Source organism: Rhizobium sp. L1K21, from assembly GCF_024055895.1.
Classification (GTDB): Bacteria; Pseudomonadota; Alphaproteobacteria; order Rhizobiales; family Rhizobiaceae; genus Ensifer_A.
This window is the reverse complement of the sequence record NZ_JAMXLE010000001.1, coordinates 2,132,839-2,159,031: the sequence shown is the minus strand read 5'-3', so window position 1 is coordinate 2,159,031 and position 26,193 is coordinate 2,132,839. Positions and strand designations below refer to the sequence as shown.

25 protein-coding genes are annotated in these 26,193 nt (G+C 57.1%); 17 read left to right on the top strand and 8 right to left on the bottom strand.

Features of this window, described 5'->3' with window-relative positions; genetic code table 11:
* The first annotated feature begins 14 nt into the window (after positions 1-14).
* Genes NHF56_RS10400 through NHF56_RS10385 form a run of 4 tightly spaced genes read left to right on the top strand, consistent with a single transcriptional unit; the run spans position 15 to position 4,647 of the window.
* Positions 15-959 carry an ABC transporter permease gene (locus tag NHF56_RS10400; protein WP_252804043.1) on the top strand — a complete coding sequence of 315 codons (945 nt, stop codon included), beginning with the start codon at positions 15-17 and terminating at the stop codon, positions 957-959.
* Positions 959-2,896: a dipeptide/oligopeptide/nickel ABC transporter permease/ATP-binding protein gene (locus tag NHF56_RS10395; RefSeq protein WP_252804041.1), complete on the top strand. Its 1,938-nt coding sequence runs from the start codon at positions 959-961 to the stop codon at positions 2,894-2,896. The genes NHF56_RS10400 and NHF56_RS10395 overlap by 1 nt, the downstream gene beginning before the upstream one ends.
* On the top strand, positions 2,889-3,869 hold the full coding sequence (locus NHF56_RS10390) for an ABC transporter ATP-binding protein (protein ID WP_252804040.1): 981 nt from the start codon (positions 2,889-2,891) through the stop codon (positions 3,867-3,869). Before NHF56_RS10395 ends, NHF56_RS10390 begins: the two co-directional genes overlap by 8 nt.
* Positions 3,778-4,647, top strand: a complete 870-nt coding sequence (locus tag NHF56_RS10385) for a FadR/GntR family transcriptional regulator (RefSeq protein WP_252804037.1) — start codon at positions 3,778-3,780, stop codon at positions 4,645-4,647. The genes NHF56_RS10390 and NHF56_RS10385 overlap by 92 nt, the downstream gene beginning before the upstream one ends.
* Positions 4,648-4,661: 14 nt before the next feature.
* Here the strand turns inward: NHF56_RS10385 and NHF56_RS10380 are convergent, their stop codons facing one another.
* Entirely contained in the window at positions 4,662-6,644 is a 1,983-nt protein-coding gene (locus tag NHF56_RS10380; RefSeq protein WP_252804036.1) for a nucleoside-diphosphate sugar epimerase/dehydratase, read from the bottom strand.
* Between the two features lie 365 nt (positions 6,645-7,009).
* Here NHF56_RS10380 and NHF56_RS10375 point away from each other — a divergent pair, with 365 nt between their 5' ends.
* A complete protein-coding gene (locus tag NHF56_RS10375; protein WP_252804034.1) occupies positions 7,010-7,564 on the top strand; it encodes a sugar transferase in 555 nt (184 codons plus the stop codon).
* Positions 7,565-7,620: 56 nt separating this feature from the next.
* Here NHF56_RS10375 and NHF56_RS10370 read toward each other — a convergent pair whose 3' ends face one another.
* Together NHF56_RS10370 and NHF56_RS10365 are read right to left on the bottom strand one after the other, a co-directional pair.
* The gene (locus tag NHF56_RS10370; RefSeq protein WP_252804032.1) at positions 7,621-8,478 is read right to left on the bottom strand and encodes a glycosyltransferase family 2 protein; all 858 of its coding nucleotides are present in this window, start codon (positions 8,476-8,478) and stop codon (positions 7,621-7,623) included.
* A gap of 2 nt (positions 8,479-8,480) precedes the next feature.
* On the bottom strand, positions 8,481-10,253 hold the full coding sequence (locus NHF56_RS10365; protein WP_252804030.1) for an ABC transporter ATP-binding protein: 1,773 nt from the start codon (positions 10,251-10,253) through the stop codon (positions 8,481-8,483).
* 284 nt (positions 10,254-10,537) lie between these two features.
* Here NHF56_RS10365 and NHF56_RS10360 point away from each other — a divergent pair, with 284 nt between their 5' ends.
* Positions 10,538-11,950: a phosphomannomutase gene (locus NHF56_RS10360; RefSeq protein ID WP_252804952.1), complete on the top strand. Its 1,413-nt coding sequence runs from the start codon at positions 10,538-10,540 to the stop codon at positions 11,948-11,950.
* The gene (locus NHF56_RS10355; protein WP_252804028.1) at positions 11,947-13,128 is read left to right on the top strand and encodes an AGE family epimerase/isomerase; all 1,182 of its coding nucleotides are present in this window, start codon (positions 11,947-11,949) and stop codon (positions 13,126-13,128) included. The genes NHF56_RS10360 and NHF56_RS10355 overlap by 4 nt, the downstream gene beginning before the upstream one ends.
* Here NHF56_RS10355 and NHF56_RS10350 read toward each other — a convergent pair.
* On the bottom strand, positions 13,119-14,015 hold the full coding sequence (locus tag NHF56_RS10350) for an alpha/beta fold hydrolase (RefSeq protein ID WP_252804026.1): 897 nt from the start codon (positions 14,013-14,015) through the stop codon (positions 13,119-13,121). The genes NHF56_RS10355 and NHF56_RS10350 overlap by 10 nt on opposite strands.
* Before the next feature lie 87 nt (positions 14,016-14,102).
* Positions 14,103-16,145, bottom strand: coding sequence for a lytic transglycosylase domain-containing protein (locus tag NHF56_RS10345; protein ID WP_252804024.1), 2,043 nt, complete (start codon positions 16,143-16,145; stop codon positions 14,103-14,105).
* Positions 16,146-16,292: 147 nt separating this feature from the next.
* Here NHF56_RS10345 and dapA point away from each other — a divergent pair, with 147 nt between their 5' ends.
* On the top strand, positions 16,293-17,177 hold the full coding sequence (gene dapA, locus NHF56_RS10340; RefSeq protein WP_252804022.1) for a 4-hydroxy-tetrahydrodipicolinate synthase: 885 nt from the start codon (positions 16,293-16,295) through the stop codon (positions 17,175-17,177).
* Positions 17,178-17,242: 65 nt separating this feature from the next.
* Positions 17,243-17,722: an SsrA-binding protein SmpB gene (gene smpB / locus NHF56_RS10335; RefSeq protein WP_252804020.1), complete on the top strand. Its 480-nt coding sequence runs from the start codon at positions 17,243-17,245 to the stop codon at positions 17,720-17,722.
* Positions 17,723-17,735: 13 nt separating this feature from the next.
* On the opposite strand, the gene NHF56_RS10330 is transcribed toward smpB, so the two are convergent.
* Positions 17,736-18,011, bottom strand: coding sequence for a hypothetical protein (locus tag NHF56_RS10330; protein ID WP_252804018.1), 276 nt, complete (start codon positions 18,009-18,011; stop codon positions 17,736-17,738).
* 138 nt (positions 18,012-18,149) lie between these two features.
* The gene (locus NHF56_RS10325) at positions 18,150-18,728 is read right to left on the bottom strand and encodes an NYN domain-containing protein (RefSeq protein ID WP_252804016.1); all 579 of its coding nucleotides are present in this window, start codon (positions 18,726-18,728) and stop codon (positions 18,150-18,152) included.
* 281 nt (positions 18,729-19,009) lie between these two features.
* Here NHF56_RS10325 and rpoZ point away from each other — a divergent pair, with 281 nt between their 5' ends.
* The 8 genes from rpoZ to era all read left to right on the top strand — a co-directional run bounded on the left by rpoZ (position 19,010) and on the right by era (position 25,724).
* The gene (gene rpoZ / locus NHF56_RS10320) at positions 19,010-19,411 is read left to right on the top strand and encodes a DNA-directed RNA polymerase subunit omega (protein ID WP_252804014.1); all 402 of its coding nucleotides are present in this window, start codon (positions 19,010-19,012) and stop codon (positions 19,409-19,411) included.
* A gap of 234 nt (positions 19,412-19,645) precedes the next feature.
* Positions 19,646-21,847, top strand: coding sequence for a bifunctional (p)ppGpp synthetase/guanosine-3',5'-bis(diphosphate) 3'-pyrophosphohydrolase (locus tag NHF56_RS10315; protein WP_252804012.1), 2,202 nt, complete (start codon positions 19,646-19,648; stop codon positions 21,845-21,847).
* 127 nt (positions 21,848-21,974) lie between these two features.
* A complete protein-coding gene (locus tag NHF56_RS10310; RefSeq protein ID WP_252804010.1) occupies positions 21,975-22,118 on the top strand; it encodes a DUF3563 family protein in 144 nt (47 codons plus the stop codon).
* A gap of 134 nt (positions 22,119-22,252) precedes the next feature.
* Positions 22,253-22,795: a DUF2062 domain-containing protein gene (locus NHF56_RS10305; RefSeq protein ID WP_252804008.1), complete on the top strand. Its 543-nt coding sequence runs from the start codon at positions 22,253-22,255 to the stop codon at positions 22,793-22,795.
* Positions 22,796-22,803: 8 nt separating this feature from the next.
* Positions 22,804-23,205 (top strand): holo-ACP synthase, encoded by a 402-nt coding sequence (gene acpS, locus NHF56_RS10300; protein WP_252804006.1) that lies wholly within the window; start codon positions 22,804-22,806, stop codon positions 23,203-23,205.
* 139 nt (positions 23,206-23,344) lie between these two features.
* Complete coding sequence (gene lepB / locus NHF56_RS10295) at positions 23,345-24,082, top strand: signal peptidase I (protein WP_252804003.1); 738 nt, start codon at positions 23,345-23,347, stop codon at positions 24,080-24,082.
* Between the two features lies 1 nt (position 24,083).
* Positions 24,084-24,782, top strand: coding sequence for a ribonuclease III (gene rnc, locus NHF56_RS10290; protein ID WP_252804949.1), 699 nt, complete (start codon positions 24,084-24,086; stop codon positions 24,780-24,782).
* 36 nt (positions 24,783-24,818) lie between these two features.
* The gene (gene era / locus NHF56_RS10285; protein ID WP_252804000.1) at positions 24,819-25,724 is read left to right on the top strand and encodes a GTPase Era; all 906 of its coding nucleotides are present in this window, start codon (positions 24,819-24,821) and stop codon (positions 25,722-25,724) included.
* A gap of 53 nt (positions 25,725-25,777) precedes the next feature.
* Here era and NHF56_RS10280 read toward each other — a convergent pair whose 3' ends face one another.
* Positions 25,778-26,176: a DUF1236 domain-containing protein gene (locus NHF56_RS10280; RefSeq protein WP_252803998.1), complete on the bottom strand. Its 399-nt coding sequence runs from the start codon at positions 26,174-26,176 to the stop codon at positions 25,778-25,780.
* Positions 26,177-26,193 lie beyond the last annotated feature (17 nt).

The following is a 26,193-nucleotide window of genomic DNA, read 5'->3' as shown; positions in this document are numbered from 1 at the left end:
ACTGGAGCCAGACAATGGGCGCTTATATTGCCAAACGCCTGCTTGCGGCCATTCCCGTGATATTCGGGCTCTCCATCATCGTCTTCGTCATCATGGCGATGATCCCCGGCGATCCTGCTCTGGCCATTCTCGGGTCCTTTGCAACACCTGAAAATGTCGAGAAGCTGAACCGCGACCTTGGCCTCGACAAGCCCATGGTGCAGCAATATTTCATCTGGCTCGGCAACATGTTCCACGGCGATTTCGGCCGTTCCTACACGCTGAACCGTCCGGTGATTGACGAGGTGCTGGAGCGTTTCTCCGCAACCCTCATTCTGGCCGGGCCTGCGCTTCTTCTCTGTTCCATCTTCGGCCTTCTGGCCGGTATCGTCTCGGCTGTGCGCCAATATGGCTGGGCCGACAAGGTGATTACGTTCATCGTTCTCATCGGCATTTCCACGCCGTCCTTCTGGCTCGGGCTTTTGCTGATCCTGGTTTTTGCCGTGAAGATAAAGTTGTTTCCGCCAAGCGGCATGTGGGCGATTTATGGCGGCGGCGACTTGCCCGATCTTCTCGCCCACCTGACATTGCCGGCATTGACGCTGGCCGTTGTCGCAACCGGGGTGATTGCCCGTCTCACCCGCACATCCATGCTTGAGGTCCTGCGGCAGGATTACATCCGCACCGCCCGCGCCAAAGGCATCAGCGAGCGTCGGGTGATCTATAAACATGCCTTCAAGGCGGCCCTTGTCAGCGTGGTACCCGTGATCGGCATTCAGGCGGGCTTCGTGTTGGGTGGCGCCGTTTACATCGAAACGGTCTTTCAGTGGCCAGGCATCGGCTCCATGCTCGTAAAGGCAATTTCAACACGCGATATCCTGCTGGTGCAGGGCGGCGTTCTGGTTGTTGCTACAGCCTATGTGCTCTTCAACCTGATCGTTGATGTCGTTCAAACCATTCTGGACCCGAGGTTGCGCTGATGGCTGAGGTGACTGCCGGCACAGCGCCGGAAAAGAAGAAAAAGCGCGGACGCCCGAGCGCCGTCCGCCTGCTGATGAACAACACGCTGGCCGCCGGTGGCCTGGTCGTCTTGTGCCTGGTTATTCTCCTGGCCCTGGCAGCACCTCTCTTGCCCTTGCCCAATCCGGATGTCACAGCACCGGCAAACCGCCTGCAGCCGCTCTTTGCCGAGGGCCATCTTCTCGGTACGGACGCGCTTGGCCGCGACATTCTCTCACGCCTCATATGGGGAACGCGCGTCAGCCTCGCAGTGGGCATTTCCGCCACGCTGATCGCCGCCTTCTTCGGTTCGCTTATCGGTCTCGTTGCCGGTTATGCGGGTGGTCGCGTGGATAATCTGATGATGCGCGGCATCGATATGATCATGGCCTTTCCCTATATCCTGCTGGCGCTTGCAATTGTCGCAGCATTGGGCCCAGGGCTTCTGAATGCGCTTTATGCCATCGCCGTGGTCAATATCCCGTTTTTCGCACGCAATATTCGCGGCATCACGGTCGGGCTTTCCCGCCGCGAATTTGTCGATGCGGCCCGCCTGTCCGGCAAGTCCAATGCGCAGATCCTCTTCATGGAGATTTTGCCGAACGTACTGCCCGTCATCATCATCACCATGTCGACCACCATCGGCTGGATGATCCTCGAAACCGCAGGTCTTTCATTCCTGGGGCTTGGCGCGCAGCCGCCGCAGGCTGATCTGGGCTCCATGCTGGGTGACGGGCGCAAGATTCTCTTTACGGCACCGCATGTTTCGATCGTACCGGGTCTGATGATCTTTGTCCTTGTCATGAGCATCAATCTCTTGGGCGACGGCGTACGCGACGTGCTTGATCCGCGGCTGAAATCGGGCGCGTTGTCGCGTCCCGTTGCCCGAACGGCCGTCACCCGCACCAATGTGCCGGATGTTCGCCCGAAGACTGGAACCACACTGGACATGCAGGGGCTGAAAACCGAGTTCCATGTCGGCGGCGATATCTATAAGGCCGTCGGCGGCGTCGACCTGAAATTGAAGCAGGGCGAATGTCTGGGGCTTGTGGGCGAATCCGGTTCTGGAAAATCGGTCACCGCTATGTCGATCATGGGACTTGTGCCGACCCCGCCGGGCCGCATCGTCGATGGCGTCGCGCTTTTGGAAGGGGACGATCTGTTTTCCATGACGGATGAACAGGTGCGGCAATTGCGCGGCTCTGTCGTGAGCCACGTTTTCCAGGATCCGCTTTCAACCCTCCATCCGCTTTTCACAGTTGGGGACCAGCTGGTGGAAGCCATCCAGGCCCACCAGCCGCTTTCTTCTGCCGATGCGCAGAAGAAAGCGGCAGACCTGTTGGCCATGGTTCGCATTCCCAATCCGGCAGAGCGGCTGAAAGCCTATCCGCACGAGCTTTCCGGCGGCATGCGCCAGCGCGTGTGCATAGCCATGGCGCTCGCCAATGATGCCCGCATGATCATCGCCGACGAACCGACAACCGCGCTTGATGTGACGGTGCAGGCGCAGGTGCTCTCGCTGCTGGCGACGCTGCGCAAGGAGCACAATGTCGCGATCCTCTTCATCACCCACGATTTTGGTGTCGTCTCTGCCATCTGTGATCGCGTGGCGGTCATGTATGCAGGCAAAATCGTTGAAACCGGCACGACCGATGAAATCCTGTCTGCGCCCGCCCATCCTTACACATCGCGGCTGATTGCCTGTGTGCCGGTACTGGGCGAGCCGGGGCGGCGTCTCGATGCCATCGAAGGCCGCCCGCCGGTGGTCAACAACCTGCCGGAAGGCTGCGCATTCGCTGCCCGCTGTCCCAAGGCACAGCCCGACTGTCGAAGCGGCGAAATTCCTCTTGCCGAAATGAGTGAGGGACGGGCGGTGCGCTGCCTCTATCCGGAGACGAAGGAGCCAATCGATGCCTGAAGCTCTGCTGGAAATCACCGACGCTGAACGCCGCTTCGGTGGCGGACGAACGCTGTTCGGCAAAAGCCTGCCGGCGGTTCACGCCGTCCAGGGCGTCGCTCTCGACGTCAAGAAGGGCGAGACGATGGGCGTGGTGGGCGAATCCGGTTGCGGCAAGTCAACCCTTGCCCGGCTCATCGTCGGGCTCGATAAGCCAACTGGCGGCACGATCAGGTTTGATGGCACCGATCTCGTTGCCGAAGCCAAAGCCGATCCGCGCAAGCTCGCCCGCAAGGTGCAATATGTCTTCCAGGATCCTGTGGCCTCCCTCAACCCGCGCAAGACGATCCGCACCATTCTGGAAGCGCCGCTCATCCATTTGCGGGGCTTTGATGGTCAAAAGCGTGAAGAGCGGCTGAGAGAACTGATGGAGGCGGTCAACCTCGCGCCTGAATTCCTGGACCGCTACCCGCACGAGTTTTCCGGCGGGCAGGCCCAGCGTATCGGCATTGCTCGTGCGCTTGCCGCAGACCCGGACATGATCGTGCTGGACGAGCCGGTCTCGGCGCTTGATGTCTCGGTCCAGGCGCAAGTTCTAAACATCCTCGACCGGCTCAAGGACGAGTTCGGGCTGACCTATATCTTCATCAGCCACGATCTTTCAGTGGTCGAGAGCGTCAGTGACAGAGTGGCGGTGATGTATTTTGGCCGCATCGTCGAAATCGGACCGGCAAAGGAGGTCTTCGCCCGTCCGCGCCATCCCTATACGCATCTTCTGTTGAATTCCGCGCCTGTGCCGGGGCGCAAATCGCTGATCCCGGAAGATACCAATACAGAGCTGCCTGACCCCTACAATCCGCCGCCTGGCTGTTCGTTCTTTGCTCGCTGTCCCAGAGGGACAGATGTGTGCAAAACCGCCTTTCCACCGCTTGACCAAACCGACGGAAACGAAAATCATCGCGCTGCTTGCTACCACCCGCACGGAGACGATTGAAACCTTTATGCCGAAGAATGCGGATCATATCGCTCGTCCAGCCCAGGTGAAGGGGGCCAAGAAGCGCAAGCGCCCGGATATCATTGCCGACCAGATCCGCGAGCAGATTGTTACCGCCGGTCTCAAGATGGGTGAGCGCGTCCCGGCAGATTGGCTTGCTGCTGATAAGCTCGGCGTTTCACGCGGCACGTTGCGGGAGGCGTTGAAAGTCCTCGAATTTCAGGGATTGACCGCCTCGAAGACAGGGCCGGGCGGTGGCGTTTTCGTCTCTGTTGTCTCGGATGATGATGCGCTTCGCATTCTCGACAATCTGTTTCTCTCCAAACCGCCGTCCATCAGCGACATTTACACACTGCGCAAGGCGCTCGAACCCGAACTTGCAGCAAGCCTGGTCGGCAAACTGACAGCGGAGCAGTTCGCCGAGTTGCAGTCTCTGATCAACCCTTATGAGGACGAACCAAAATCGGCGGTGGAAGAATATAGCCAGCGGCTTGCCGAACTGGATTTTCATGCAGGCCTGGCGCGGATGAGCGAAAACCGCGTCTTGGGTTTCATCTGCATATTCTTGCTGAGCTTGCTGCGCGACAAGACCGAGTGCAGGGCGATCTATTCTGAACCCACACCCTGGTGGATGCGCGAAACGGGCATCGGTTACCAGATTCGTCTCTTGCGCGCGCTCAAGGCGGATGATGCAGAGCGCGCCCGCACCATCATGCGCGAGCATATGACGGAAGCGGAGAAATTCATGCTTGAGCGCGCGGTACTCGCGGCGACTTGAAAATACGGCACGGCTCAGCGCTTAGTCTGAAGATCCTGCGCCAGCATCTCGTCCGGCAGATGGCGTGGCGGTGCACCATGGTGTGACATTTCAAGCTGATGAAGAGTCATCAGGTCCACAATGTCAGAGGCGGCGTCATATCCGGAAACGAGATCGCCAATATGGGTTCTGAGTTCCTTGATCGCGCCCTTGCCCATGAGGTTCCGGAGCTTTTCGAGCTTTTCCTCAAGCACCGTCCATTCGAAATACTCTTCCTGCGCGGTCATGATGCGCGGATGACGTGTTGGCGAGGGGTTTTCACCGATCAAAAGCTCTTCGTAAAGCTTCTCAGCTGGCCGCAGGCCCGTCATAACAAATTCGATATCGCCATCCGGATTGCTATCGTCTTTCACGGTAAGCCCGGAAAGCTCGACCATGCCGCGCGCCAGATCGATGATTTTGACTGGTTCGCCCATGTCCAGAACGAAGACGTCGCCACCCTGACCCATGGCACCGGCCTGAATGACAAGTTGGGCTGCTTCCGGGATGGACATGAAATAACGCGTAATCTCAGGGTGGGTGAGGGTGATCGGTCCGCCACTTGCGATCTGCTGGCGGAAAAGCGGAACAACAGAACCCGAAGAACCCAAGACATTGCCGAAGCGCACCATGGAAAACACCGTTTTGCATCCGCGATCCGAAAAAGCCTGCAGAATGAGTTCGGCAATACGCTTTGAGGCCCCCATGATATTGGTCGGTCGCACTGCCTTGTCGGTGCTGACCAGCACAAAGGCTTCGACATCGTTTTCAGCGGCGACCTGAGCAACGGTCAACGTCCCAAACACATTGTTGGAAACCCCTTCGACAGGATTCTGCTCCACCAGCGGCACATGCTTGTAGGCGGCGGCATGGTAGATCGTGTGCGGCTTGAAACTGCCGACGATTTCTTCCACGCGCTTCTGGTCCCGCACGGAGGCCAACAAGGGCACCAGCCTTGAATTGCAGTCGGGGTTGCGCTCCAGTTCGCTCACGATACTGTAGAGCGAATATTCATTATGCTCCACCAGCAAAAGCCGCTCCGGCCCGATCTTGCAGATCTGGCGGCACAACTCGCTACCGATCGACCCGCCTGCGCCCGTGACCATCACGACCTTGCCTTGGATGTTTCTGGCGAGAAGCTCTTCTTCCGGTGGGACCGCGGGCCGGCCAAGGAGATCGTTGATATCAAGCTCTTCGAGATCCGTCATCCGCACGCGGCCTTGCACAAGGTCGTTCACGTTCGGCATGATGCGAACGGCAACGCGTGCACCACGAAGGCTTTCAATGATCGCCTTGCGGCGCTGCGGCTCGATATTGGGCACGGCAAGGAGAACAGTTCGCGCATTCAGTTTGCGCACGGTTTCCTTCAGTGTTGCGGGATCATAGACGTAAACGCCATCAATCAGCGCCCCATGCAGCTTCGGATCGTCGTCGAGATAACCGGCCACGCGCAGTTCCCCAGCATTGCGGATTGCGCTCGAAAGCTGCCGCCCGATCGAACCGGCCCCGTAAATCAGGGCGTTTGACGCTTCGCTGCGCTGAAGTATCAGTCGGTAGCTGTTTCCAAAGAGCTGCTTTGCCACCAGGCGCGACATGCCGACAACCAGAAGCAGAAGCATGGGCTGCAGGATGCCCACGGTGCGCGGTATGCCGGGAACACTGATAAAGGTGAATATGGTCATGAAAATCAGACCATAGATTGCCACAGCACGAATGATCGCCATGAAGGCGGCCCAGCCTATATACCGGAAGATCGCCCGATAAAGCCCATGGGTGATAAAGAGCGGAATCGCGATCACGAGCGAAACCGGAATGGTGATCAACTCAATGCCTTCGAGCGGATCCCAGCTGTCCAGTCGTAAGGAAAACGCCATCCAGAGCGTGAGTACGCAGATGAATGCGTCAACCGTCACGACAAACAGACGCTTGAACCAGCGCGGCCATTCCAGAATGGAGTCGATTACGTTACCAGCTGCCATATGCTAGCCTTGTTTCGGGCCGTTGGCAGGCACTTCCGGACTATAAAGGCCTATCCGTTCACCTGTTGATGCCGGTTCGGAACCTTTTTGCTGTATCGACTTCATTGCATCACACTCGAAACTGCATGCTCGACCTGTAAAGGAAGCTTTATGAAAAGGGAGCATGAAACTGATCCTTTGTCATTACAAGGCACCTCACCGCGTTTCAAGCAAACAATACAATCAAATGGACGAGATGATGGCTTTGCCTCCGTATTGGAAGGAAAGCCATTTGCATCTTGCAAGCACGGGACAAAAGCGCTTATGCACGGCGTTGAACAGGGACGCCTTCGCCTTTGAACCGAGAGTTTGGATTACACCTGCACATGAAAAGACTTTTCGACTTCGCCGTTGCGGCTGTTATGCTGGTGGTTCTCAGTCCGGTCATTGCCATCGTGGCTGTTGTGATCAAGCTGACATCGAAGGGCCCGGCCATTTTCGCGCAGACCCGCGTCGGCTGGCATGAAAAGCCGTTCAAATGCCTGAAGTTCAGAACCATGCAGGTTGATACGCCAAACGTGGCATCGCATCAGGCATCGACTGCCTGGATCACCCCGGTTGGCCGTTTTCTCCGCAAGTCCAAACTCGACGAACTGCCCCAGCTTTGGAACGTCCTTTTAGGCGAAATGAGCCTGGTGGGACCGCGCCCCTGTCTGCCCACGCAGGAAGAACTGGTGGCTGCGCGTCGAAGGCTTGATGTCTTTTCGGTGCGACCCGGCATTACGGGCAGCGCGCAGCTGGCAGGTCTCGACATGTCGGAGCCGCAGCGCCTTGCCGTTGCCGATCGTCAATATGTCGATGAGCGCAGCTTTGCCGGGGACATCGGTATTCTGTTCAATACGGCGCTCGGCAAGGGCTCGGGCGACGCGGCGGGACGGTAGAGCATCGGGCGATAATATTGGGCTAACAGAATGGCTTAATATTATCGCCCGATACTCTAACCGCTAACGCTTCTGGCTCCTGCCAGAAAACCGGCAGCCTTGGCGCGCTTGCGCGCGGAAAACCAGGTGATGGGCGATGCCATCAGGCGAAAGGCTTCGAGATAGGCAAAGAAGAGCGGTGCAGGCCGGTCGTATTTACGGCCCGTGTAAACGCGTGAGCGAGCCATGTGATAGGCCTTCAGATATGCAACCTTGGCCGAACGGCCTGACGAATGCCCACCCGCATGTGTAACCACCGCATCGCGGATGAAATAGAGCGGTCCAAGTTTTTTCAGGCGCAGAGAAAGGTCATCGTCTTCGTGATAGAGAAAAATCTCGGGGTCGAAGCCGCCAACTATGTCAAAGTTTGCTTTTGACACGAAGATAGCCGAACCGCTCAAGACAGGCACTTCGAAATCGGCATCCGGCCAACCGCGGCGGATATACTCACTGCGCGGCAGAAGATAAGACCGGCGCTTGAACGCCACATCGCCCTTTGCATTCTGCAGGCGCGGATTGAAGGCGGACGCCTCGGGATGGTGCCGTGCGCCATTCAGAAGGGCGTTCAAGGTGCCGTCCTCAAGGCGAGAATCCGGGTTCAGAAACAAAAGATATGGAGTCTGGGCTGCCTTTGCACCTTCATTGCAGCCCCGCCCAAAACCGACATTTTCCGCAAGCGGTATGATTTTGACATTCTGCCGCGGGCCGAAATCGGGGAATTGAGTGCGCGCTTCATTGTCAACGAGGATCACCGGAACATCCTCCGGGATGGAAGCGACCATCTCGCCAATAACCTCGCCGCTATTATAGCAGACGGAAACGACGGTGATGTCCGATATATCCAGGCTCTTTCGATCGACGGCGGTGTCTTCCATGGTCAGGCCACTTCTCCGGCTGCCGGCAGAAGCTGAAGCTCGTAAAGTCGTCGATAGGGACCGTCCCGGCCGAGAAGGTCAGCCTGCGGTCCTTGTTCAACGACATTGCCCGCTTCCATGACAACGATGTTGTCCGCCGTGCTGACGGTGGAAAGCCTGTGCGCAATCATGATCGTCGTGCGCCCCTTGGAAAGCACGGCCAGAGCGTCGCGGATTGCAGCTTCCGATTCCGAATCAAGCGCGCTCGTTGCCTCGTCCAGCACAAGAATTTCGCTGTTGCGCAGCATGGCGCGTGCAATGGCAATGCGCTGGCGCTGACCACCGGAAAGATTGGTGCCGTTGACACCGACTTCTGAATCGTAGCCGTCGGACATGCGCATGATGAAGTCATGGGCGTTTGCCGCCTTGGCCGCGGCAACGATCTCATCGTCGCTGGCCCCCTCGCGTCCGAAGCCGATATTGGCGCGAACTGTGCCGCTGAAAAGAAACGTATCCTGCCCCACGAAGGACATGCGCTCGCGCAACGATTGGAACGTCACGTCCTTGATGTCGGTTCCATCGATGGTCACAGAGCCGCTTTCAGGGTCGTAAAGCCGCATGATCATGTTGATGATCGAGGATTTGCCGCCACCCGACGGCCCGACAAGCGCCGTGGTCTTGCCGGCCGGAAAGGTGAGATTGAGCTTGTCGAAAATCTTCTGCCCTGGTTTGTAGGAGAACGTTACGTCGTTGAAACGGATTTCCCCGCCGCCCTTCGGCAGTGCGACAGCATCTTCCTTTTCCGAAAGATCGATCGGGTGATCGACGATCTCATACATCATGCGCACGCCCACCATGCCGCTTTCCAGCGCAACGCGCATGCGGGCGAGGCGCTTGGCCGGCTCATAGGCCAGGAGAAGCGCGGTGATGAAAGACATGAGTTCGCCGGGCGTTGCACCCTCCTGCAGAACCCATACGCCGCTGAGCGCGACCACGCCTGCAATGGCAAAGCCCGAAAGCGTTTCCATGATCGGGCTGGAAGCCGCTTCCAGCCGCGCCACGCCGTTTGCACGGCTTTCGACATCGCTCACATGCCTGTCCATCTCGGTATTGAGATAGTTTTCCAGGCCGAACGCCTTGACGACGCGTATCCCCGTTGCCGCCTCCTGAACATTGTGGATGATCAGGTTCATGGAGACCATTTCCTGTTCCATGATCTTGCGCACGCGGCGGGTGATCTTGCGCACGCCGAAAATCGCCAGCGGCCCGATGATCGCTGTGACAATGGAAAGAATAGGCTGCTGAATGACCATGACCGCGATCAGACCGAGCAGCGAAAACAGGTCGCGCACGAAGGAGGTGACGATCAGATCGAGAACCTGACGCACAGACTGCGCATTGGTGGTCATGCGCATCAACAGTTCTGAAGAGGAATATTTCGAGTGGAACGCAATGCCCTGTTTCAGAATCTGCTGGAAGATTTTCCGCTGCGTCCGCGCAATGATGTTGTTGCCGGCCTTGCTGAGAAATATGGTCTGGACATAGGTGGCCGCACCTTTGATTGCAAAGATCAGCGCAACGACCAGCGAGATTGCAAAGACCCGGTCGATATCCTTGGAAACGATCGTTTCATTGACGATATCGCGCATGATCCAGGCACTTGCCGCCGTCATTGCTGCGACAACGAGCATCGCGGCAATGGCGATCCCATACCAGCCCGCCTGTCCACGAAAATTTTCGGTAAGAAGCCGCGTCAACAGGCCTCTGTTTGCCTTGGAAAGAAACTTTTCCAGCATGCTTGCCCTTCGGGGTGGCGCAGGTTCCTCGATCAGGCGAGAAACATCTTTAAGCGCTGCAACACGTTGCCCGTACTGCACAATCTTCAACTTTGCGGGCTCTAATGAACCTTCAGGTTTTAAATTGCAATAGATTCGTGCTTGGCACCGCGCGTAACCTCCGCCACGTTGCAGTTTTGCATCGACCGCATTACAAAGGCGGCACCTTTTTTCGTGTTGGAACAACCGTCATCAACGCACATTGATTAATTGTCAGTATCATTGCTTTTGGAGGAAACGTGAGCTTGAAATTTGGAACCAGTGGATTGCGTGGACTGTCGGTCGATCTGCTCGGCAAGGCCTCATTTGCTTATCCTGCCGCCTATGTTCGCTATTTGAAACAGCGTGGAATCATCAACAGCGGCGATAAGGTGCTGATTGGACGGGATTTTCGCGATTCCAGTGAGGCCATCGCTAAAAATGCCGCCGCAGCACTGACGAGTGAAGGTTTCGTGCCCGTCGATTGCGGAACACTTCCCACCCCAGCCCTTGCCTATTATGGCCAGGAGCATGGATTTGCAGGCATTATGATTACCGGGTCCCATATCCCGGCGGATCGCAACGGTCTGAAATTCTATCGCCCGGACGGTGAAATCGACAAGAGCGACGAAACCGGCATATCGGACGCGGCCAAGCAGACAATGGAAGAAGACTGGCAATCGGCAGTTGGCAGACTGTCGGACGAATCCGGTGAGGCCGAAGCGTTGTTTGTTGAACGCAACCGCCAGATACTGCCGCCCAACGCGCTTGCCGGCCTGAAAGTCGGTGTCTACCAGCACTCGACGGTCGCCCGCGATATGCTGGTCGATATCCTGAAATTCTACGGTTGCGATGTGGTTGAATTGGGCCGCTCTGAAACCTTCATCCCCGTTGATACGGAGGCGGTTTCGCCCGAAACGGTCGAAGCGACCCAAAAATGGGTTGCCGAACTCGGCCTCCACAGTGTTGTTTCCGCCGATGGCGATGGCGACAGGCCGCTCGTGACCGACGAAAAAGGCGTGCCGATCAAGGGCGATATTCTTGGATTGATCTGTGCGGCTTACCTGAACGCCGATACGGTGGTGACACCGATCACGTCCAATTCGGGCATCGAAGCGTCAGGCAGGTTCAAGGTCGTCCGCACACGCGTCGGCTCACCCTATGTCATTTCGGGCATGGAAAATGCCGAAGGTGATGGCATTATTGGTTTCGAGGCCAATGGCGGCACACTCACAGGCTCCGCGTTTGACGTGGATGGGCGTGAGTTGAAAGCACTTCCGACGCGCGACTGTTTTCTGCCGATCCTCACCGCTCTCGCCAGTGCAAAACATGAGGGGCTTTCGCTTTCGGCCTATTGCGCGAGCTTGAAGCTTCCCGTGACCGCAGCAGACAGGTTGCAGAATTTCCCGCTCGAACAGAGCGCGGCGCTGATGGACTGGCTGCGCGAAGACCCCGAGAACGTCTCAAGCTTCCTTACAGGGCTCGCAACACCGGAAGATATGTCCGACCTTGACGGCTTGCGCGTCAGCCTTTCTGAGGGCCGGTCCATTCATTTTCGTCCGTCGGGCAATGCGCCTGAAATGCGCTGCTATGTCGAGGCACCAAGTGCTGAAGAGGCAGACGCCCTTCTGGCAAAAGGTCTGGAGCGCATTCGCAATTGGGAAGCACCGCAAGCATGAATGCCTTTGTTGACTTCGAAAAACAGGTTCAGTGGTTTGAAAACTGGCTGGAAAAAGCGGCTTTGCCACTTTGGGCAAGCGCAGGCTTCGATCCTGAAACCGGCGGCTTTTATGAACGCCTCGCCCAGGACGGCAAACCCTGCGTGAACGACAATCGACGCGCACGCGTCCAGCCGCGGCAGGTCTACTGTTTAGTCGTCGGCGGCCTTCGCGGCTATAAGGCTGAGTGGAAAAGTCAGGCTGAGGCGGCATTTGCCTGGTTCGAAACGGCTTTCAAGCGCAGCGATGGCCTCTATGGCGCTCTCGTTTCGCCTGATGGCGAACTGGTGGACGCAGACTTCGATCTCTACAACCATGCTTTTGCGCTTTTTGGCATGGCGCAGATCGCCCGTGCCTTTCCCGAGCGCCATGCTGAGATGGAAGCCAAGGCGACTGCGCTTCTTGATGTGTTGAAGACGCGGTACAAGCACCCGTTGGGCGGTTTTCATATGGACAATCCGCCAAAGGAGCCGCTTTGCTCAAATCCGCACATGCATCTCTTCGAGACCGCGCAGGAATGGGCAAAGATCGCCAAGGACAAGGCGGTCTGGAACGATCTCGCCGACGAAATTGCCGCACTCGCCATGACACGGTTCATTGATAGTGAGACGGGCGCTCTTCGCGAGTTCTTCGCTCAAGACTGGACACCGATGGCGGGTGACGAGGGCCGCGTTGTCGAAACCGGCCATCAGTTCGAATGGGCATGGCTTCTTCTGCACTGGGCGGTCGGTTCGAAGAGCGAAGAGGGCATTGCCAAGGCCAAGCGGCTTTATGAAATCGGAAAGGCGCATGGCATTAGTGAAAGCCGCCGGGTTGCCTTCATGGCGCTCAATGACGATTTCACGCCGCGCGATGAAATGGCAAGACTTTGGCCGCAGCCGGAATGGATGAAGGCGTCGGCCCTGTTGGCGATGAACAGCACCGGTCAGGCGCGCGAAACATACCTCGCCGATGCGGCAAAGGCCTGCGAGGCGTTGCGGCTTTTTCTGGAGCCGTGCAAACCGGGGCTGTGGCTCGACAAGATGAAGCCTGACGGAAGCTTCGTTGACGAGCCGGCACCGGCCAGCACGTTCTATCACATCGTCTGCGCAATCTACGAGCTTGCCGATATTCGCGACTGGATGGCCGCTCAGGCTTGAGCTTTGTCCGCAAGATCGAGAATGCTCTCGTCGAGGCCAGCCATGTGGAGGAACGGGGCGTGACCCTGTCCTTTCACGACGATCGTCTCCATCGCCGGGTTGCGGGCTTTCATTTTCTCAACGATCTCTTCGCTCAACAGCAGCGAGGTTTCCCCGCGGATCGTCAGCAAGGGTATGGATTTGAAAAGCTCGAACTGATCCCAAAGTTCAATCAGCGGTTTGCTAAGATCAGCCTTGGCGATTTCTATGGCGATAGCCGGATCGACCGGAGCCTTGAGGCCATCCGGTGTTTCGACCAGCGAGGCATGGGCCATATCCACCCAGTCCTGCTCGTTGAATGCAGTGAAAAATGTCCCGTGCACAAACTTTGCACCCTGTACGGCCAGATCCCAACTGGTCACTTTGGCAGGCGGCACTTTGAGATAGGTCTGGATCAGTTCCAGCCCTTCGCGCGCCAATGCCGGGCCGACATCGTTCAGCACGGCAGCAGCCATAAGGTCGGGCGCAAAGGTCATGATGATATGCATCACAAGTCCACCGCGCGAGGTGCCAATAAAGACAGCCTTCTTGATCCCGAGCGCTTGGCAGCCGGTCACCACGTCCTTGGCTTCCATTACCGGATTGTAGTTTTCCTTGTGATCGTCCCAGGCAGATTTCCCCCGGCCCCGCAAATCGAAGGTGAAGACCTTCCTCGGGCGTGTCGGGTGATGGGCCACCTTCAACGCAAAGAGATGGAAATCGCCGGAATTGCGAGTGAGGCCAGGAAGACACACGATAGGCAACGCATCGCTTGAAACATCCGCGCCATATTCCCGCGCATAAAGCTTCAGCCCGTCCTCAGACGTGTAATAATGTTCCTTGAAACCTTCGGAAAATGAAACTGTCATGATGGCTACCCTCCCAGATCGGGTCCTGTTTTAGGCCACAAATCTTGCCCGTTACAAGGGCAGGAGGGCAAAAACATGAATCGCGGTTCAGTTTCGCGCGGAAATATCCTTGTCGATCTCCGCAGGCAGACCGAAGCGCATCTTGTAGACCTCGAAATTCTCCATCACCCGCTGCACGTAAAAACGCGTTTCGGGGTAGGGGATCATCTCAATCCAGTCGACCACCTCATCGGTCGGTCTGCCGCGCGGATCGCCAAAACGCGCCAGCCATTCCTTCACCCGCCCCGGCCCTGCATTGTAGGCAGCGAAGGTGAGGATATAGGAACCTTCGTGGCGACGGATTTGCTCACCGGCGTATTTTGAGCCCAAAAGCGCATTATAGGCATCGTCGGCAGTCAGCTTTTCCGGCGCATAGGCAAGGCCGAGCCGTGCTGAAATCTCCTTGGCTGTCCCCGGCATGACCTGCATCAGTCCACGTGCATCGACGGGCGAGACGGCGGTACCGTTGAACCCGCTTTCCTGCCGGGCAATCGCCAATGACAAGGCGCGTTCTTCCGGGCTCAGGCCAGCGGCACTGCTGATCGCTGTGACCGGGAAGGCAACGGAGAACGGAGCAAGCCCTTTGTAATAGGCAGTCTTACCCACCGCGAGCGCCAGGGCGCTGTCGTGCTGCGCCTCGGCGCGCGCTGCCAGCGCCTCCAAAAGCTCACCTGAATTCGTCTGGTCCGCCAGTTCACTGTAGAGGCGGCGGGCCTGATCGTGAAAACCGTTTTCCTCCAGGAGGCCGATGGCCTTCATCGCCGGTATCTCCTCAAAGCCCTGCATGGCCGGCGGCGGCGACGGTTTCGGCGGCTCGGCCGAAAGCGGCTTTTTCAGACGTGCGGCAGCCAGCTGACCGTAGAAGTTTCCGCCATAAACGGTTGCCTCTTCCAGATGGGCTTTGGCCGCTTGCGGGTTCTTTTCTTCCTCGGCTCGACCAAGCCAATAAAGTGCACGGGAGCGAGATGAGGGCAGGGTGGAAACCTCAAGAAGCCTGCGGAAATGCGCAGTTGCCTTCTCGCTGTCGTTCAGGCCTCGCAGCGCATACCAGCCGGCATGAAACTCAGCGTCGGCAATATCCTGTGGTGTTTTGGCATGATGAGCAGCCACCAGCGCATAGGCGCGCTTGATGTCGCCTGCCTCATAAAGCCCCCGACTGATGATACGCCGCTCGTTCCACCACTCGCCGGGTGAAATGGCGCTTTCCTCGGCATCCGTCACCGCATCCAGCAGGTTTGCCGCATCATCATATTTGTCCTGTTTCTGCAGATAAAGGATATTGGCAAACTTTAGCGGCGCTGTTCCCTTGAAGTCCTTTTCCGCGTCTTTCAAAAGCTTGGCCGCATCCTTGTGGCCGCGGATCACGGCAGACCAGGCGTCAAAAAGCGGTTTGGCACTGGCAAGCTTGGCAAACCGTGTCGCCTGGCTGATACGGTCGCGGTAGAGCAGGTAGTTCATACGCGCCAGGTGGTCCTGCGGGCGCAGAAGGTCGCCGAGATAGTCCAGAACCTCGCCTTCCTGCCATCGGGTCAGCACTTCGCCAGACCACAGCGGCAGGATCAGTGCCTTGGCCGTATCGTCCTCGCCACTTTCATGAAGGGCGCGCGCCAGCAGGATGCGGCCCTCCGATGTTTCAGGCTGGATCGTCTTGAAAGCGGAAAGAACCTGCTCGGCCGATGGGTGTTCGCGGTAGAGCGCGCGTTCATAAGCCGCGCGCGTCTTTTCAATGCCTGGCCATCCGGAAAGTTCGCGCCTTGCACCTTCAAACTCGCTGGAGGGAACATCGCGCGCGCCCGACATGGCAATCAGGTAGGTCAGTGTATCGCGATGGATATCGCCGCGCAGCAGCGTGTTGCGGGCACTGATCGCGTCCGCCATAGCGCCGGACTTGAACGCGCTCATCCCGTCACGAAACACCGCAAGCCGGTTTGGCATGGCCTGCAGCGTGACGGGAATAGAGCCGGTTTTTTCCGGGCTTGCCTTGGAGGTTTCGGCGATTTGGGCTTGTCTTGTGGTATCATCCAGCATTCCACCCGCAAGCAACCAACCGCCCAAGGCGCCCGCGAAAATCAGCGAAACTGATGGAACCATTCGCATTTCGATCTTTCAACCGGCTGAAAACTCATTTAAAAGCCACACTTCAATCCGTTGTAGGGTATCTCACCTCACATCTGGACAGAATCAATAATGAAAAAATGCGGCCAAAGCGTGTGCTTTGTCCACACCAGGAGTAAACCCATGTTCAAGGGATCAATGCCCGCTCTCGTAACACCATTTGACGAAAGTGGCGCAGTTGATGAAAAAGCCTTTGTCGATCATGTCAATTGGCAGATCGCGGAAGGATCCAGCGGTCTGGTTCCCGTCGGCACCACCGGTGAATCGCCAACGCTTTCCCACGACGAACATAAACGGGTCGTTGAACTGTGCATCGAAACGGCCGCCGGCCGCGTGCCGGTCATCGCCGGTGCGGGCTCCAACAACACCCGCGAGGCAATCGATCTGGCCACCCACGCCGAAAAGGCGGGTGCGGATGCCGTTCTCGTGGTGACGCCCTATTACAACAAGCCGACCCAGAAGGGCCTGATCGCGCATTTTGCTGCCATCGCAGAAGCGATCACCATTCCGATCATCATCTACAATATTCCGCCGCGTTCGGTCATCGACATGAGCGTGGAGACGATGGCGACGCTGGTGCGGACGCACAAGAACATCATCGGCGTGAAAGATGCGACCGGCAAGCTGGAGCGCGTTTCCGAACAGCGCGCAGCCTGCGGCAAGGATTTCGTGCAGTTGTCCGGTGAAGATGCCACCGCACTCGGCTTCAACGCCCATGGCGGCGTCGGCTGCATATCGGTGACGGCAAACGTCGCGCCGCGCCTTTGTGCAGAGTTTCAGGCGCTCACTGCCAAGGGTGATTATGCCGCGGCACTGGAATATCAGGACCGTTTGATGCCGCTTCATAGGGCCATCTTCATTGAACCGGGCGTTATGGGCGCTAAATATGCACTAAAGCGTCTTGGCCGCTGCGGCGAAACCGTTCGGTCTCCGCTGACCTGTCCGGTCGAAAAGAGCACGGCCGATGCCATCGACGCTGCGCTGAAACACGCCGGATTGCTGAACTGAGGCAATCGCCGGTGAATTGAGCATCGGGTGCGCCCGCATGTGCTCAGGAAAACAAAGAGGATTTTATGGCACCGAAGGGCAGCCAGAGAAAGGTCAACCGGGTTGTCGCGGAAAACAGAAAAGCCCGCTTCAACTACGAGATCCAGGACACCTATGAGGCAGGTCTTGTCTTGACCGGCACGGAGGTGAAATCTCTGCGCGACGGCAAGGCCAATATTGCAGAATCCTATGCCTCTGACGAGGATGGCGAGCTTTGGCTCATCAATTCCTATTTGCCGGAATATCTGCAAGGCAACCGCTTCAATCACGACACGCGCCGCCGCCGCAAACTTCTTCTGTCCAAGCGCGAGATCGGGCGTCTGCGCTCCGCCATTCATCGCGAAGGCATGACGCTTGTACCGTTGAAGATTTATTTCAACGACCGGGGCAGGGCGAAGTTGGAATTGGCGCTCGCCAAGGGTAAGAAGCTGCACGACAAGCGCGAGACGTCGAAAGAGCGGGATTGGAACCGCCAGAAGAACCGCCTTTTGAAGGAACGCGGTTGAGCTGAATGCTGGCTCAGAACTGCCGGTAACAATCTTCCATCAAATGATGGTCCTCGTCATTGTCGCCTGTATAGACCTCTCCGCGGTCAATCGCTTCCAGGGCGGAGTAGAGCCGGGCAATCACGGTTCTATCGCTGTCGTCTGCGCGCCGGTTGCGCTTTTCGGGAAAGTGCCGTGAAGGCTCGCCGCTCAGCAATTCGTCGATAGTCGGTTCCGCATGGATATCCAATGCGCTGTCACCATCCGATAGGCGCCGTGACAAAACGGTCGTGTTCTTCGCCTGTACCACGTTTCTCCTCCCGCGATCCGTCAAGAATGACAGGAATTCTCGCAAAGCGCGGTTGAGGAAATGAAAACGGGCAGCGTTAAAAGTCGGTTGACCGAACGCTTCAAACTCAAGCGTTCGCCCGATACTCAAAGACAGCGATTAATCGTCGAAATCGTCATCATTGTTCTGCTGGGGGCGCTGCGGACGCTCAGAAGGATCACGGCCCACTTCACCTTTCAGCGAGGAAAGGTCGATGAAGTGATCGGCCTGACGGCGCAGATCGTCGGCAATCATTGGCGGCTGCGTTGCCATTGTCGACACAACGGACACCTTGCGGCCCTTGCGCTGAAGCGCCTCGACAAGCGTGGTGAAATCGCCATCGCCGGAAAAGAGGACCAGATGGTCCACGGTCTCGGCCTGTTCCATCGCATCGACAGCCAGCTCGATATCCATATTGCCCTTGATCTTGCGGCGGCCCATGGAATCGGTGAACTCCTTGGCCGGCTTGGTGATCACCTTGTAGCCGTTATAGTCCAGCCAGTCGATGAGCGGGCGAATGGAGGAATATTCCTGATCTTCAATCAGGGCGGTGTAATAATACGCTCTCAGAAGATATCCGCGCTTTTGAAAAGCGCCCAGCAGCTTGCGGTAATCAATATCAAACCCCAGGCTTTTTGAGGCTGCGTAAAGATTAGCGCCGTCAATAAACAGCGCAATTTTTTCTCTTGGATCAAACATGCTTCCATCCCTATTATTTTGGCGCTTTTTCCGGCAACACCCCTCTTGTTGGTCGAAAACGCGCTATTATTTGCCTATATTAATACGTAGTAAAATAACCATTTATTTCAACCGGCTGGCCTTGCCAAGCCGCAATTGATCGCCAAATATCGCCATGCCTCCCATATTCACAAAAATATGCGTTAACGCTCATCATTAGAAGAAAAACTTGAACTTTGCTTCCAATAAATGTAGGGGGAACGTCAATTCACGTAAATCCCCGAATTTTGAGAGGACAGGCTATGGCCCGCGTCACCGTTGAAGATTGCATTGACAAGGTCGATAACCGGTTTGAGCTCGTATTGCTCGCCAGTCATCGCGCGCGCCTGATTTCGCAGGGCGCTTCGATCACTATTGACCGCGACAATGACAAGAACCCCGTTGTCGCGCTGCGCGAAATCGCAGACGAGACACTTTCGCCGGAAGATCTGAAGGAAGATCTCATCCACTCGCTGCAGAAGCATGTGGAAGTTGATGAGCCTGAGCCCGATCCGCAGGCTGCCTCCACCGAGGCTGCAAACGTCTTTGAAGGTGGCGTGGAAGAAGACGCACCTGAAGCCGTCTCCTTTGACCGCATGTCGGAAGAAGAGCTGCTGGCCGGTATCGAGGGTCTGGTTCCGCCGGAAAAAAGCGACGACTACTAAGAGCGCTCATTCCATGCCGATGAAACTTTCGGCTTAGGATGTTGTTTACGCTTTTGTGTCGAACATGATTTGGAGAACGCCAATTTCGCGGTTGGCGTTCTTTCTTATTCTAAAGCAATTCCAGCGAAAGTGGGAACCGGTTTCGTGTCCGGAATTGCGGAACAACAATGGGTTAGAGCGTTTCGGGAGGTCCCGTTTTCATCCGAAAAGCTCTAGGTTTGGAGCCTTCCGTTCATGATGCGTCAATACGAGCTTGTAGAGCGCGTTCAAAAATACAAGCCCGACGTCAATGAAGCACTTCTCAATAAGGCCTATGTCTATGCGATGCAGAAACATGGCCTGCAAAAGCGCGCGAGCGGCGACCCCTACTTTTCGCATCCGCTGGAAGTTGCCGCCATTCTCACCGATCTTCATCTCGATGAAGCAACGATTGCCGTTGCACTCCTGCATGACACGATCGAGGATACCACAGCCACACGTGATGAAATCGACGAGCTTTTTGGTGAAGAAATCGGCAGCCTTGTCGAAGGGCTGACCAAGATCAAGAAGATCGACCTTGTGTCCAAGAAGGCCAAGCAGGCGGAAAATCTGCGCAAGCTGCTTTTGGCGATTTCTGATGATCTGCGCGTCCTTCTGGTCAAGCTTGCAGACCGCCTGCACAATATGCGCACGCTCGGCGTGATGCGCGACGACAAGCGCAAGCGCATATCTGAAGAAACGATGGATATCTATGCGCCGCTCGCCGGTCGCATGGGCATGCAGGAAATGCGCGAGGAGCTGGAAGAGCTGGCCTTCCGCAACATCAATCCGGAAGCCTGGGAAACGGTCACCAAGCGACTGGCCGAACTTTCCGTGCGCAATGAAGGCATTATCGACAAGATCGAAAGTGAGCTTGGCGAGCTTCTCGAAAACGGCGGGCTGCACGGCGCTGTCGTGAAGGGTCGGCAGAAAAAGGCCTATTCGGTCTTTCGCAAGATGCAGTCGAAGTCGCTGTCCTTCGAGCAGCTTTCCGATGTGTTCGGCTTCCGCATCATCGTGCCGGAGGTGCAGGATTGCTACAAGGCGCTCGGAATGGTGCACACACGCTGGCGTCTCGTGCCGGGTCGTTTCAAGGATTACATATCCACACCCAAGCAGAACGGTTACCGCTCGCTTCACACCACCATTGTCGGCCCCGCCCGGCAGCGCATTGAATTGCAGATTCGCACCGATTGGATGAATGACGTCGCCGAGCTCGGCATTGCGGCCCACTCCCTTTACAAGGATGGCCAGACCGCCGGTGACCAGCCCGCCCGCGAGATCAACGCCTATTCATGGCTGCGCCAGACCATCGAATCGCTTTCCGAGGGCGATAACGCTGAAGAGTTTCTGGAGCATACGAAGCTCGAGCTTTTCCAGGACCAGGTATTCTGCTTTTCGCCCAAGGGCAAACTGATTGCTCTGCCGCGCGGCGCAACGCCCATCGATTTTGCCTATGCCGTGCATACCGATATTGGCGACACCTGCGTGGGTGCCAAGATCAACGGTCGGATCATGCCGCTGGTCACTCGCCTCAACAACGGGGACGAGGTGGAAATCATTCGCTCCGGCGTTCAGGTCCCGCCGGCCGCCTGGGAAGAGATTGTGGTGACGGGCAAGGCCCGTTCCGCCATCCGCCGCGCAACCCGCATGGCGATCCGCAAGCAATATTCCGGTCTGGGGCAACGCATTCTGGAGCGTACCTTCGAACGCGCGGGCAAAACCTTCTCGCGTGATCTGCTCAAGGCCTCACTCTTCCGCCTGGGCCACAAGGAGGTGGAAGACGCAATCGCAGCCGTCGGACGCGGGGAATTGTCCTCCATAGACGTCCTTCATGCCGTGTTTCCCGATTATCAGGATGAGCGCGTGACCGTTCGCCAAGCCGCGGACGAGGGCTGGGTGGCCATGGACAGCGCATCCGGCATGATTTTCAAGGTGCCAGGCCAAGGCGACGGCGCCAGCATTCCAGGCTCAACGATGTTCCGCGGCTTGGCGCCTGACCTGCAGGTCTCCTTCTCGCCGGCCGGTGCTGTGCCGGGTGACCGTATCGTCGGCATTCTGGGTGACGGAAAGAGCCTCACCATTTACCCGATCCAGTCGCCGGGACTTCAGGAATTCGACGATGAAAACCATCGCTGGATCGATGTCCGCTGGGATCTGGACGAGACCAACAAGGCCCGCTTCAAAGCCCGCATCGAAATTAGCGCGCTGAATGAACCGGGTACGCTGGCAACCGTTGCCCAGACGATTGCGACAACGGATGTGAATATCTCCACGCTCACCATGACCCGCGTTGCCACAGATTTCACCGAGATGACGATCGATCTCGAAGTGTGGGATTTGCGTCAGCTGAACCTGTTGATTTCACGGCTCAAGGAGCTTGAGTGCGTCGCAACAGCCAAACGACTTTTCCGCTAAAGACAGTCATTTCAAAAAGCTATGCGTTTTATGCAATGCTGCTTAATTAAAGCGGCACTGGTAAATTGTGCGCCGCAACATTAACTTCGGGGTCAAGAACAGAGACAGAAAGACAGAGGTTAAGACAATGTTTGGTTTTAGCAAAGTGAAGAAGGCATTCCACATCCCGACCCGCCGCGAGCGCGAAGAAGCATTTTTGGCTGGTGCCAAGGATCGCTACGATCTCGAGTACCGCATGCGTCAGATCGAACGGGGCCAAATCTCCTTCTAATTGGCGAGCGCGTTGCTGCCAATTGCCGCATCCGCGATCCCGATTTTAAGAATATATGAAGTTTTACCGCTGCGCAGACCTCCGCGCGGCGGTTTTTATTTGTCATTATCTAAGTGTCAGCCTATCTAAGGCTCATGGAACAAAAAGTCACCGATAGCGGTCTGAACTGGACGCAGGACACGGCCAAGTGTCGCAAGCGCATGGGCGTTGGCCGCACCGCGCGTTACCATTCGCTTCGTATCCTGCGTCTGAAGGCAACGCCGCATTCCATCGCCGCAGGCGTGGCAGTCGGTGTAGCTGCTGCGTTTCTGCCGATTATCGGTATTCACATCGCACTCGCCGTTGCCGCTGCGTGGTTGATTGGCGGCAATATGCTGGCTGCGACTGCCGCAACCGTGCTGGCAGGCAATCCCCTGACATATCCGTTTATCTGGGCAGGCGACTGGGAAGCTGGTCAGCTTCTCATGGGTCATGGTATTCGCCCCCATCACGCAATCGACCTGCACGCCATGTTCGCCCATTTCAATTTCGATGCGATCTGGACGCCGGTTCTCAAGCCCATGCTGATCGGCTCGCTGCCTTTTTCGCTGGTTTGCGCCGGCCTTGCCTATCTTGTCGCATTTCAGGCGGTCAACATTTTCCGTGCCCGCCGTCAGGCGAGACTGCTTGATCGATAGAGGACCAGATGATCATTGGACTTGGAAGCGATCTGATTGACATTCGCCGTGTCGAAAAATCGCTGGAGCGCTTCGGCGAGCGCTTCACCAATCGCTGTTTCACCGAAATCGAACGTGCCAAGTCGGACCGCCGCAAGGAACGTGCCGCCTCCTACGCAAAGAGATTTGCCGCGAAGGAAGCCTGTGCCAAAGCCCTGGGAACGGGCATTGCACGCGGTGTCTTCTGGAAGGATATGGGGGTTGTCAACCTGCCCGGTGGCAAGCCCACCATGGCCTTGACTGGCGGTGCGGCCAAACGCCTGGAAGAGATGGTGCCCGCCGGCCATTCTGCAGTCGTGCATCTGACAATTACGGACGATTTTCCGCTCGCGCAGGCTTTTGTCATCATCGAGGCCCTGCCATTGCCATAATTGCAGCGGATGCGGCCGTGCGTGAAATGCGGCGGCTATTGCCCCAAGGGGGCGAAATGGTTAGAGAAGTCGAGCCTGATTTTCGGCAGCCGAAAGTAGAGGGCAAACCTCGGAAAGGCTATTTCAAGGAATGGATCGCGTGTCTGAAAAGAAAAAATCGGAAAACTCATTTTGGGAAACCGTATCGGTTGTCATCCAGGCGCTGCTTTTGGCTGCCGTCATCCGCACCTTGCTTTTCCAGCCATTCACCATTCCCTCCGGATCGATGATGCCGACCCTGCTGGTTGGCGATTACATCTTCGTCAACAAGTTCGCTTACGGCTATTCCAAATATTCCATGCCGTTTTCGCCCGATCTTTTCGAAGGCCGGATCTGGGAAGGCGAGCCCAAGCGCGGCGATGTCGTGGTGTTCCGCTTCCCGCCGAACCCCAGCATCGACTATATCAAGCGCTGCGTCGGCCTGCCGGGTGATCGCATCCAGGTCAAGGAAGGTGTGCTTTATGTGAACGGCAATGCAGTGCCCAAAGTGCCGGACGGCACGTTCAACTCCGATTATGCCCGCGACCTGCGCGATGACATCCCCGTTTTCAAGGAAACGCTGGACGGCGTGAACTACGATACGCTGGACGAGGCTCAGGGTACGCTTGGTGATAACACCCGCGAATTCATCGTGCCGCCAGGTCATTACTTCATGATGGGCGACAATCGCGACAACTCCGCCGACAGCCGTTTTGACGTGGGCTTTGTTCCCGCCGAAAACCTGGTCGGCCGTGCCACCATCATCTTCTTCTCGCTCGGCAACAACACCAGCTTCTCCGAAGTCTGGAAATGGCCGTTCAACATGCGGTGGGACCGCCTCTTTAAAAGTGTCGATTGAAATGGGTTACCAGCCGCTGAGCAATCAGGAACGTGATGAACTCGAAGTCATCCTTGGATATGCGTTTTCATTCAAGGAGCGTCTTGATCGGGCCTTCACCCATGCCAGCGCCCGCACATCGCGCAAGGATGTTTACGAGCGTCTGGAATTCCTGGGCGACCGCGTGCTCGGCCTTTGCGTTGCCGAAATGCTCTATCAGGCCTTTCCCGATGCCAATGAGGGCGAGCTCTCGGTTCGCCTCAATCAGCTCGTGAGCGCCGCCACTTGCGCTGCCGTTGCCGATGAACTGGCGCTTCACCGCTACATTCGCACCGGCTCTGATGTGAAAAACGTAACCGGCAAGCGCATGCTCAACGTGCGTGCCGACGTCGTCGAGGCGCTGATTGCAGCCCTTTATCTTGATGGCGGGCTCGAGGCTGCGCGTGGCTTCATCGTGAAGAACTGGCAGGATCGCGCCAAGCAATCGGAAGGCGCGCGCCGCGATGCCAAGACCGAGCTGCAGGAATGGGCGCATGCGACCCGTTCCGTTACGCCGCGTTACACCGTTCTCGATCGCTCCGGCCCGGATCACGACCCGCGCTTTACCGTATCCGTGGAAATCGAAGGCGTCGCGCGCGAGGAAGGCACAGGCCGCTCCAAGCGTGCAGCCGAACAGGACGCCGCAACGAAATTGCTGGAACGCGAAGGCGTCTGGGCGTAAACTCTTACGGCCCCCAGCCTCATATTGGAAAAGATCATGACTGGCGAAACTGAAACCCGCTCCGGCTTTGTCGCGCTTATTGGCGCGACCAATGCGGGAAAATCCACCCTCGTAAACCGCCTTGTCGGTGCCAAGGTGTCGATTGTCAGCCACAAGGTTCAAACCACGCGCGCCATCGTGCGAGGTATCGCCATTCACGAACAGACGCAGATCGTGTTCATGGACACGCCCGGCATCTTCAAGCCGCGCCGCAGGCTGGACCGTGCCATGGTCACCAGCGCCTGGGGCGGCGCGAAAGATGCAGACATCATTCTTCTGTTGATCGACAGCGAGCGCGGACTGAAAGGGGATGTGGAGAAAATCCTTGAAGGGCTGAAGGACGTCAAACAGCCGAAGATCCTCGCCTTGAACAAGGTCGACCGTGTGAAGCCGGAAGTGCTTTTGAAACTTGCGGGTGACGCCAATGAACAGGTCGAGTTTGAGCAGACCTTCATGATTTCGGCAACGTCTGGCTCAGGCTGCGATGCTTTGATGAACTATCTCGCAAAAGCCCTGCCTGCAGGCCCCTGGTATTACCCGGAAGACCAGATCTCCGATTTGCCGATGCGCCAACTGGCCGCCGAAATCACGCGCGAAAAGCTCTTCCTGCGCCTGCATCAGGAACTTCCCTATTCCTCCCATGTGGAGACGGAAAAATGGGAAGAGCGCAAGGATGGCTCCGTGCGCATTGAGCAGGTGATCTATGTGGAGCGCGACAGCCAGAAGAAGATTGCACTCGGCAAAAACGGCGAGGCCATCAAGGCGATCTCCATGAACGCGCGCAAGGAAATTTCGGAAATCCTAGAGCAGCCGGTTCATTTGTTCTTGTTCGTGAAAGTGCGCGAAAACTGGGGTGATGACCCTGAGCGCTATCGCGAAATGGGCCTCGATTATTCCAGCTGACGTGAAAAAGGCGGCAACCTTTCGGAAGCCGCCTTTTCGTTGAATGGAGTTGCTTAGTCGGCAACGCCCACGATCACGTAAGTCTTCGGATCGACAATCACGCGGTGGCCGTTGACGAAGGCATAGGCATAAGTCGGGTCTTCAGGGACCTCGACAAGCACCACCTGTTCGGGCAATTTGGCACCAACGGCCACTTCACCTTCCAGCGTCATGGGCTCAGCCGGCATGGGCTGTGCGCGGACATAAGTGACTACCTCTTGCGGCGGCGGATCAACAGCAGTGCCGGCAATCGCGCCAATCACACCGCCCACAGCGGCGCCGACTGGTCCACCGACGATAGCGCCCGTAATGGCACCGCCTGCAGCACCCGTTGCAGTGCCTTCCGTTGCCAACGCCGGTGTGGCAGCCAGACCTGCTGCAACAAGACCGGAAATAATCAGATAGTTTTTCATCGCTCTTTCCTTTCGGC

Coding starts and splice junctions, on each gene's coding strand:
- NHF56_RS10400 (WP_252804043.1), top strand. CDS start 15: ATGGGCGCTTATATTGCCAAACGCCTGCTTGCGGCCATTCCCGTGATA.
- NHF56_RS10395 (WP_252804041.1), top strand. CDS start 959: ATGGCTGAGGTGACTGCCGGCACAGCGCCGGAAAAGAAGAAAAAGCGC.
- NHF56_RS10390 (WP_252804040.1), top strand. CDS start 2,889: ATGCCTGAAGCTCTGCTGGAAATCACCGACGCTGAACGCCGCTTCGGT.
- NHF56_RS10385 (WP_252804037.1), top strand. CDS start 3,778: ATGTGTGCAAAACCGCCTTTCCACCGCTTGACCAAACCGACGGAAACG.
- NHF56_RS10380 (WP_252804036.1), bottom strand. CDS start 6,644: ATGGCAGCTGGTAACGTAATCGACTCCATTCTGGAATGGCCGCGCTGG.
- NHF56_RS10375 (WP_252804034.1), top strand. CDS start 7,010: ATGAAAAGACTTTTCGACTTCGCCGTTGCGGCTGTTATGCTGGTGGTT.
- NHF56_RS10370 (WP_252804032.1), bottom strand. CDS start 8,478: ATGGAAGACACCGCCGTCGATCGAAAGAGCCTGGATATATCGGACATC.
- NHF56_RS10365 (WP_252804030.1), bottom strand. CDS start 10,253: ATGCTGGAAAAGTTTCTTTCCAAGGCAAACAGAGGCCTGTTGACGCGG.
- NHF56_RS10355 (WP_252804028.1), top strand. CDS start 11,947: ATGAATGCCTTTGTTGACTTCGAAAAACAGGTTCAGTGGTTTGAAAAC.
- NHF56_RS10350 (WP_252804026.1), bottom strand. CDS start 14,015: ATGACAGTTTCATTTTCCGAAGGTTTCAAGGAACATTATTACACGTCT.
- NHF56_RS10345 (WP_252804024.1), bottom strand. CDS start 16,145: ATGGTTCCATCAGTTTCGCTGATTTTCGCGGGCGCCTTGGGCGGTTGG.
- dapA (WP_252804022.1), top strand. CDS start 16,293: ATGTTCAAGGGATCAATGCCCGCTCTCGTAACACCATTTGACGAAAGT.
- smpB (WP_252804020.1), top strand. CDS start 17,243: ATGGCACCGAAGGGCAGCCAGAGAAAGGTCAACCGGGTTGTCGCGGAA.
- NHF56_RS10325 (WP_252804016.1), bottom strand. CDS start 18,728: ATGTTTGATCCAAGAGAAAAAATTGCGCTGTTTATTGACGGCGCTAAT.
- rpoZ (WP_252804014.1), top strand. CDS start 19,010: ATGGCCCGCGTCACCGTTGAAGATTGCATTGACAAGGTCGATAACCGG.
- NHF56_RS10315 (WP_252804012.1), top strand. CDS start 19,646: ATGATGCGTCAATACGAGCTTGTAGAGCGCGTTCAAAAATACAAGCCC.
- NHF56_RS10310 (WP_252804010.1), top strand. CDS start 21,975: ATGTTTGGTTTTAGCAAAGTGAAGAAGGCATTCCACATCCCGACCCGC.
- NHF56_RS10305 (WP_252804008.1), top strand. CDS start 22,253: ATGGAACAAAAAGTCACCGATAGCGGTCTGAACTGGACGCAGGACACG.
- acpS (WP_252804006.1), top strand. CDS start 22,804: ATGATCATTGGACTTGGAAGCGATCTGATTGACATTCGCCGTGTCGAA.
- rnc (WP_252804949.1), top strand. CDS start 24,084: ATGGGTTACCAGCCGCTGAGCAATCAGGAACGTGATGAACTCGAAGTC.
- era (WP_252804000.1), top strand. CDS start 24,819: ATGACTGGCGAAACTGAAACCCGCTCCGGCTTTGTCGCGCTTATTGGC.
- NHF56_RS10280 (WP_252803998.1), bottom strand. CDS start 26,176: ATGAAAAACTATCTGATTATTTCCGGTCTTGTTGCAGCAGGTCTGGCT.